Annotated in this window: 9 protein-coding genes; 4 read left to right on the top strand and 5 right to left on the bottom strand. The window is 49.4% G+C overall.

Annotation, left to right across the window (positions count from 1 at the left end):
* The 3 genes from ABYP73_RS09965 to ABYP73_RS09955 form a co-directional block, all read right to left on the bottom strand.
* Positions 1-1248, bottom strand: a 1248-nt coding sequence (locus tag ABYP73_RS09965) for a CCA tRNA nucleotidyltransferase (RefSeq protein ID WP_372974215.1), incomplete at its 3' end; no start/stop codon positions are given.
* A gap of 10 nt (positions 1249-1258) precedes the next feature.
* Positions 1259-1828: an L-threonylcarbamoyladenylate synthase gene (locus tag ABYP73_RS09960; protein WP_372945168.1), complete on the bottom strand. Its 570-nt coding sequence runs from the start codon at positions 1826-1828 to the stop codon at positions 1259-1261.
* Positions 1821-2654: a zinc-binding alcohol dehydrogenase gene (locus ABYP73_RS09955; RefSeq protein ID WP_372974214.1), complete on the bottom strand. Its 834-nt coding sequence runs from the start codon at positions 2652-2654 to the stop codon at positions 1821-1823. The genes ABYP73_RS09960 and ABYP73_RS09955 overlap by 8 nt, the downstream gene beginning before the upstream one ends.
* Positions 2655-2801: 147 nt before the next feature.
* On the opposite strand from ABYP73_RS09955, the gene ABYP73_RS09950 reads away from it, so the two are divergent.
* On the top strand, positions 2802-3662 hold the full coding sequence (locus ABYP73_RS09950) for a glycosyltransferase family 2 protein (RefSeq protein WP_372974213.1): 861 nt from the start codon (positions 2802-2804) through the stop codon (positions 3660-3662).
* Here ABYP73_RS09950 and ABYP73_RS09945 read toward each other — a convergent pair.
* The gene (locus ABYP73_RS09945; protein WP_372945171.1) at positions 3644-4438 is read right to left on the bottom strand and encodes a glycosyltransferase family 2 protein; all 795 of its coding nucleotides are present in this window, start codon (positions 4436-4438) and stop codon (positions 3644-3646) included. The genes ABYP73_RS09950 and ABYP73_RS09945 overlap by 19 nt on opposite strands.
* Positions 4439-4529: 91 nt before the next feature.
* Positions 4530-5345: a 2,3,4,5-tetrahydropyridine-2,6-dicarboxylate N-succinyltransferase gene (locus tag ABYP73_RS09940; protein WP_372945172.1), complete on the bottom strand. Its 816-nt coding sequence runs from the start codon at positions 5343-5345 to the stop codon at positions 4530-4532.
* Positions 5346-5450: 105 nt separating this feature from the next.
* Here ABYP73_RS09940 and ruvX point away from each other — a divergent pair, with 105 nt between their 5' ends.
* Genes ruvX through ABYP73_RS09925 form a run of 3 tightly spaced genes read left to right on the top strand, consistent with a single transcriptional unit; the run spans position 5451 to position 6961 of the window.
* Positions 5451-5867, top strand: a complete 417-nt coding sequence (ruvX, locus tag ABYP73_RS09935; RefSeq protein ID WP_372974212.1) for a Holliday junction resolvase RuvX — start codon at positions 5451-5453, stop codon at positions 5865-5867.
* A gap of 27 nt (positions 5868-5894) precedes the next feature.
* Complete coding sequence (def, locus tag ABYP73_RS09930; RefSeq protein ID WP_372945174.1) at positions 5895-6485, top strand: peptide deformylase; 591 nt, start codon at positions 5895-5897, stop codon at positions 6483-6485.
* Between the two features lie 53 nt (positions 6486-6538).
* Complete coding sequence (locus ABYP73_RS09925) at positions 6539-6961, top strand: DUF5606 domain-containing protein (protein ID WP_372974211.1); 423 nt, start codon at positions 6539-6541, stop codon at positions 6959-6961.
* Positions 6962-7014 lie beyond the last annotated feature (53 nt).

The following is a 7014-nucleotide window of genomic DNA, read 5'->3' as shown; positions in this document are numbered from 1 at the left end:
GCTGACCGGGGGTTGAAAATTCCGTATGTGGTCCCTTTCCTCTACCTCTTCGATCTTATCCCTCACTTTCTTGAAGTTGTTGAGGTAGCGTTTCTTTTTCCTGGGGTTTTTTGTCGTGATATCGGCCTCGCACAGGGTCATGAGGTCTTCCACATGCTCCCCTGCATCGAAGATCAGCCGGCGTACCGCGGAATCCGTGACGAAATCCTCAGAGAGGACGATGGGCCTTGAACTCATTAGGACCATCTTCTGCACAAATTTCATCTTTTCATTCAGGGGCAGACGCAGCCTTTTGAATAGCTTGTAGACCATTTTGGCACCCACGAATTCGTGGGTGTGGAAGGTCCACCCCAGCTTCTTGTCATACCTTTTGGTAGGCGCCTTCCCGATGTCGTGCAAGAGAGCGGCCCATCGGAGCCACAGATCGTCCGTCTTTGCAGCGATATTGTCGACCACTTCCAGGGTATGCCAGAAATTGTCCTTATGCCTTTGCCCTTCGACCTCTTCAATTCCCTGTAAGGCCACCAGTTCCGGGAGGATCAATGGCAGGAGACCCGTTTTGTGGAGCAGGGCAAAACCCGTGGATGGGGTGTCGCTCATCAGTATTTTGTTCAGTTCGTCCACGATGCGCTCTTTGGAGACAATTTTGATCCTGGATTTGTTTTCGGTTATGGCTGAAAGGGAGTTGCTTTCTATGCTGAACCCCAGTTGGGTGGCAAAGCGAATGGCCCTAAGCATCCTGAGGGGGTCGTCAGAGTAGGTCACCCCGGGATCAAGGGGCGTCCTGAGTATCTTTTTATCAAGGTCTTCCAGGCCCCCGAATGGATCGAGAAGGTCCCCAAAATTATGATCGTTCAGGGATAAGGCCAGGGCATTGATCGTGAAATCACGCCTGTTCTGGTCGTCTTCCAGGGTACCGTCCTCCACTACGGGATTCCTGCTATCCCGGTTGTAGCTTTCCTTTCTCGCCCCGACGAACTCAACCTCCGCTTCTCCGATTTTCAACATGGCGGTACCGAAGTTCCGGAAGACGGTTACCTCCGGCTGTCCCGGGGAAAGGCTTGCCACTTTTTTTGCCAGTGAGATCCCGCTCCCAACCGATACGATATCGATATCCTTGGGGATGCGCCGGCCCAGGAGCAGATCGCGTACAAACCCACCGATCACGTAACTCTCGAGGGATAGTTCCCCGGAAGCCCTGGCGACGATTTGAAACACAGGTCCTTCAAGTGCCTCTTTGTAGTTCATCTTCCTCATATTATTCCCGGATCACTTTTACGGTGCCATCAATTCCCAGTGCAATGATGGAGGAGGGGGTCATTCTCCGTTTTTCGCGATGCAAATTTACCACATAGTCTACTCCTTTTAAAATCGCCTCGGGAATTTCTCCGAAGTGCCGGGGATCCGGCATCCCTTCGCGCCTGGCAGAGGTGGAGACCAGCGGCTTTTTGAAAGCGTTGATGAGGTAGCGGCAGAACTTGTCGGAAGCGACCCTGATGGCTATGGAGTGATCCCCAGGGATCAGGCCTGGGGCAAAACCCCTGGGGCGATCATACACAATGGTGGTGGGTTTGGTTGCCAGGTCTGTGATCTCCCAGGCCAGATCAGGAACCACCTCCACATGTCTTTCCAGCATAGCATCATGGGCCACCAGGCAAACCATGGGCCTCCCTTGAGGCATGCCCTTGAGAGTATAGACCTTATTCACGGCATCCTCGTCAGTGACATCACAACCTATCCCCCATATCGTATCCGTGGGATAGAGGATGAGTCCGCCGGCGGAGAGCACCTCCAGACACTTCCGGATCTCTACCTGGAAATCATTCATGACTTAAATACTTTCTCAGGTCGAAATGATCTACCAACCGCCCCCATTGGACGCTGTTCAGGTCTTTTTTTATGTTCTCGTGTTTGAGGGAGAATTTCTGGGACCCCATGATGGGAATACCTTTTTTTCCGCAGTTGGAAGCCCGCCTGCATACCGTACCGTTCAGCAGGGACATGGACTTGAACCAGAGGTCGTCTGCCTTGGGCGCCAATTTCAGGAAGAGGTCATCGCGGGAGTACAGGGGGTTCAGGGAACCGGGTGGGTAGAGGACGCCTTCGGCCCCGATGGGAAGTACCCAGGGGGAGGCATCCTGTCCCTGGAGGTCTACCGGCCACTGCTCGTACGGCATAAAATTGCCCTGAGCATCTGTGCGGATGGTCCGGGTTTGATTGCCGATTACGGCTTGCGGATAGCGTTCGGATTCTTCATACAGCCGCCGGAGCCATTGGGGTCTGTACATCAGGTCATCGTCACAGGTGATGATCCTCTCAGACGGGAAAGCCTCGAGGGAATGGATCAGTTTTTTATGGGAGCAGTGCAGGGGCGTGGTCCTGATCTCAAAGATCTCATTCTGCAGAGATGTGAGTTTGGATGGGAGGTTTTCCAATAGGGACTCATGGATCCAGAGCAGGATCTTTCTTGGGGCTACACTTTGTGACAGCAGGCTTCTGATGACCAGGTCCACCACTTCGAGCCGGGACTCTATGGTAGTCAGGGAGACTATGACGGGGACCTCTGGTTTGGAGTCCGATCGCTGTCCGAACCGAATCCCATACCTCAACCTGAGGGACTGATAAAGGGACGCGGGGAATTCTTTTACTTTCATTTGGTAACGGGATCGGCCTTGTATGTCATGCAAAGTACGCCATACACGGGAGAAGCGCCAAATAATCATGCAAATTCAGAGGTCGAGCAGAAGTTTACGTCCACAGGAGTCAGGTGCTCAAATTCCCTCTCATAAATCCGACTGGAAATGTGGTATTTGGATAAAGTCTCCTATTTTTGTGCGATGCAGCAGACAGCACCTAAGATCTCGATCGTCGTCAGCACCTATAATTCCGAAGCATGGCTTGAAAAGGTCCTGTGGGGATTCCAATACCAGACTTTTAAGGATTTTGAAGTGGTGATCGCTGATGATGGCTCCGGTCCGGCTACCCGAAAATTGCTGGAAGAAATGGAGAAGGAGGTATCCTATCCCATCATTCACGTATGGCAGGAGGATGACGGGTTCCAAAAATCCCGAATCCTCAACAAGGCGGTCGTAGCTTGCAATGCACCTTATGTCATCATGACGGACGGGGACTGCATTCCCAGGGAAGATTTCGTGGAAGTGCATTATATCAACAAAGAGCCCGGTTATTTTATCTCCGGGGGATATTACATGCTGCCCATGAACATCTCCAAGGCCATTACCAGGGAAGATATAGAGAAACAGAACTGTTTTAACATCCAATGGCTTAAAAAGATGGGGATCCCAAAGACCTTCAAGAATAACAAACTCACCGCCCGGGGATTCATCTCCAAATTCTTCAATACCATCACCCCCACCAATGCGAGCTGGAATGGGCATAATTCCTCCGGGTGGAAGAAGGATATCCTCAATGTCAATGGTTTTGACGAGCGCATGCAATACGGAGGGCAGGACAGGGAGTTGGGAGAACGCCTGTTTAATTTTGGGATCAAATCCAAGCAATTGCGATACAGTGCGGTCTGTGTGCATTTAGATCACAAGCGCGGCTACAAGACCCCAGAGTCCATTGAAAAGAATAAGGCGATTAGAAAAGAGACCCGAAATCAAAAACGGGTCTGGACGCATTACGGCATCAGCAAGTAATAGGCCAGGGCGTTCTTTCTCTCGAGGCGCTTCAGTTCCCTGAACCGTTCCAGTACTCCCAGGGCGTTGAGATAACAGATCGTCAACCCCTTTTTCCCATCCAGGATCCCCAACCTCAGGAAATAGTGGTTGAAGAATTTCCAGGCCGGTTTCAGGATGTAGTAGAAATAATTGAAGTGTTTCTCCCTGTAGAAATCCTCCTTGGCTTTAAGTCGGCCGTAGTTGAGCATCTTCGACTTGTAGTCGGTGTAGTCCTTATAGCAGTAATGGATCAGTTTCTCTTTGAGGATCCCTGAGGTGCCGTCTACCTCCAGGGTTTCATGGACGATCTTCTTATCCGTGAATTTCGCTTTGTCCTTCCGGAAGAGGCGGTAATTCTTATCGGTCTGCCAGCCACTGTAACGCAGGGGGGTATTCTGGAACATAAATTTTCTGTAGAACCAATAGGCTGCATGGGGGGATTCGAGTTGAACCGTTTCCTGGATCTCATGCTTGAGTGCCTCAGGGATGATCTCATCCGCATCCACAAACAGGATCCAGGGATGGGAAGCCTGAGTCAGGGCAAAAGTCTTTTGCTGGGTAAAGTTGGAGAACGGGTGCTGGATGGCCTTTACCTTGGGATGGTCCACGAGGTATTCATAGGTCCCATCCGTACTGTATGAATCCACAACTACAATTTCATCGGCAAAGGAAACAGAATCAATACAGTCCTGAATATATCCCATTTCATTATAGGTAATGATCAGCGCTGATATTTTTTGGTGTTCCTTTTTCATTCTTTTAATTGAGTTTAAATCCTGGCCTTAAGCCAAAATTATAACTTGAAATTAGCGATTAAATTGCCTTATGAAAGTAAATTCTTACAATTTAAACAGCTACATTATATTCCCTCAGGGCATCGTTCAGGGAGGTTTTCAGATCTGTGCTCGGTTTCCGTTTCCCGATGATCAGGGCACAGGGTACCTGATATTCTCCTGCGGCAAATTTCTTAGTGTAGCTCCCTGGTATAACAACTGAACGCGCCGGAACCCTACCTTTCATCTCTAAAGGTTCTGACCCAGTAACGTCAATGATCTTCGTTGAGGCGGTCAAAACCACATTGGCACCAAGGACGGCTTCCCTTTCTACTCTCACCCCTTCCACAACGATACATCGACTCCCCACGAAGGCATTGTCTTCAATAATCACAGGGGCTGCCTGCAGGGGTTCCAGGACCCCTCCAATCCCTACACCCCCACTCAGGTGTACGTTCTTTCCAATCTGCGCACAGCTGCCTACGGTTGCCCAGGTATCCACCATGGTTCCGGTGTCTACATATGCCCCGATATTGACATAACTCGGCATGAGAATGGTGCCTGAGGCGATGAATGCTCCGTGCCTTGCCACCGCATGAGGCACGACTCTTACCCCTTTTTCTTTATATCCTTTTTTCAGGGGAATTTTGTCATGATATTCGAAGATGCCAACCTCGTAAGTGTCCATCTTCTGTATGGGAAAGTAGAGGACAACCGCCTTTTTTACCCATTCGTTGATCTGCCATTCGTCGCCGACCCGTTCAGCACATCTGAGTTTACCCTGGTCGATAAGGTTGACGACTTCCCGAATGGCCGTTTGCGTTTCGGATTTTGCCAGGAGATCACGATGCTCCCAGGCTTTTTCCACCATTTTTTTTAACTCTTCCATAGGCCGACTAAAATTTGCGGCAAAGATAGGAGGACGGGGTGGATTATGGAGGGCATTTTGACAGGAATAACAATTTATCCTGTACTTTTGCAAAAATTAAAGGATTTGGGTAGGATCATCGCCTTGGATTACGGGAAAGTGAGGACGGGAATAGCGGTCACAGACCCTTTGCAACTCATCGCTTCCGGACTGACAACCGTAGAAACAAAGGCCCTGTTCCCCTTCCTGAAATCCTATCTGGCCGAAGAGAGCGTTACGGCTCTGGTCGTCGGGGAACCCAGGCAAATGGACAACACTCCCTCGGAATCAGAAGCCCTGATCAGTAGCTTCATCGGCAAATGGGAAAAGCTGTATCCACAGATCCCGGTATATCGGCAGGATGAGCGTTTTACCTCCCGTGAGGCCGTTAAGAGCATGATCGCCTCCGGCGTTAAAAAAAGTAAGAGGAGAGAAAAGGCCCTGGTGGATGAGGTGAGTGCAACCCTCATTCTGCAGGGATACCTCGAAAGGATAAAGAATTGATAACCTACAAGAGATTTAGATCAGCATATGATTTTACCTATTGTCGCTTATGGCGATCCGGTTTTGCGGAAGATAAGTACAGAAATCGATAAGGCCTACGAAGGCCTGGATAGCCTTATTTCCAACATGTGGGAAACGATGTACAATGCCAGTGGGGTAGGTCTGGCGGCTCCCCAGATCGGCCTTGCCATCCGATTGTTCCTGGTGGACACCACCCCTTTTGCAGATGATGAAGAACTCTCAGAGGAAGAACGAAAACAGCTCGATGGCTTCAAGAAAGTTTTTATCAATGCTAAAATTCTGGAGGAAACCGGTGATTCATGGGCGTTTAACGAAGGTTGCCTGAGTATTCCGGATATACGGGAAGACATCACCCGCCTTGATACCATCACCATCAGGTATCAGGATGAGAATTTCGTGGAACATACGGAGACCTTCGACGGACTTCTGGCGCGTGTCATCCAGCACGAATACGATCATATAGAAGGGATACTTTTTACCGACAAGGTATCGAGCCTTAAGAAACGCCTCCTCAAAGGGAAACTCTCCAACATTTCCAAGGGGAAGATTCAAGTGGATTACAGAATGCGCTTCCCTTTGTTAAAAAAAACAAGGTAGGATGAGATTTTCCGTATTATTTTTCATATTTGCCGCCTAAAATCAGGAACTGAATGAGTCTGGACAAGATCTTATCCATCGGAGGAAAACCGGGACTGTTTAAATTGCTTACCCAAACCCGCTCGGGGTTTGTGGCCGAATCACTGTTGGATGGTAAAAAGGTCACGGTAGGAATGACCAATAATGTGAGCGTACTCTCTGAGATAGCCATTTTTACCCTGGAGGAGGAACTTCCTCTGAAGGCGGTTTTTAATAAGATTAAGGAGAAGGAGAATGGAGGGAAGACCTCCATAGGCCACAAAGAGGACAAGATCAAACTGGAGGAGTATTTCTTCGAAGTAGTGCCCAATTACGATGAAGACCGTGTCTATCCCAGCGACATCAAAAAGGTGATCCAATGGTATAACCTCCTGCACAAGCACGGGATCACGGATTTCGAAACAGACGAAGCAGCCAAAACTCCAAAAGAGGAGTAGGACAGTCGTCCCGGATAGCCCCCATTATTTCTCATTATTATCTCTATATTAGG

This window comes from Muriicola sp., from assembly GCF_041567615.1.
Classification (GTDB): Bacteria; Bacteroidota; Bacteroidia; order Flavobacteriales; family Flavobacteriaceae; genus Muriicola.
Note: the sequence above shows the minus strand (reverse complement) of the source record. Positions and strands in the feature narration are given on the sequence as shown.

Bases quoted from the DNA above. Each gene is read 5' to 3' on its own strand.
- ABYP73_RS09950 (WP_372974213.1), top strand. From the start codon at position 2,802: ATGTGGTATTTGGATAAAGTCTCCTATTTTTGTGCGATGCAGCAGACA.
- ABYP73_RS09960 (WP_372945168.1), bottom strand. From the start codon at position 1,828: ATGAATGATTTCCAGGTAGAGATCCGGAAGTGTCTGGAGGTGCTCTCC.
- def (WP_372945174.1), top strand. From the start codon at position 5,895: ATGATTTTACCTATTGTCGCTTATGGCGATCCGGTTTTGCGGAAGATA.
- ABYP73_RS09940 (WP_372945172.1), bottom strand. From the start codon at position 5,345: ATGGAAGAGTTAAAAAAAATGGTGGAAAAAGCCTGGGAGCATCGTGAT.
- ABYP73_RS09945 (WP_372945171.1), bottom strand. From the start codon at position 4,438: ATGAAAAAGGAACACCAAAAAATATCAGCGCTGATCATTACCTATAAT.
- ABYP73_RS09925 (WP_372974211.1), top strand. From the start codon at position 6,539: ATGAGTCTGGACAAGATCTTATCCATCGGAGGAAAACCGGGACTGTTT.
- ABYP73_RS09955 (WP_372974214.1), bottom strand. From the start codon at position 2,654: ATGAAAGTAAAAGAATTCCCCGCGTCCCTTTATCAGTCCCTCAGGTTG.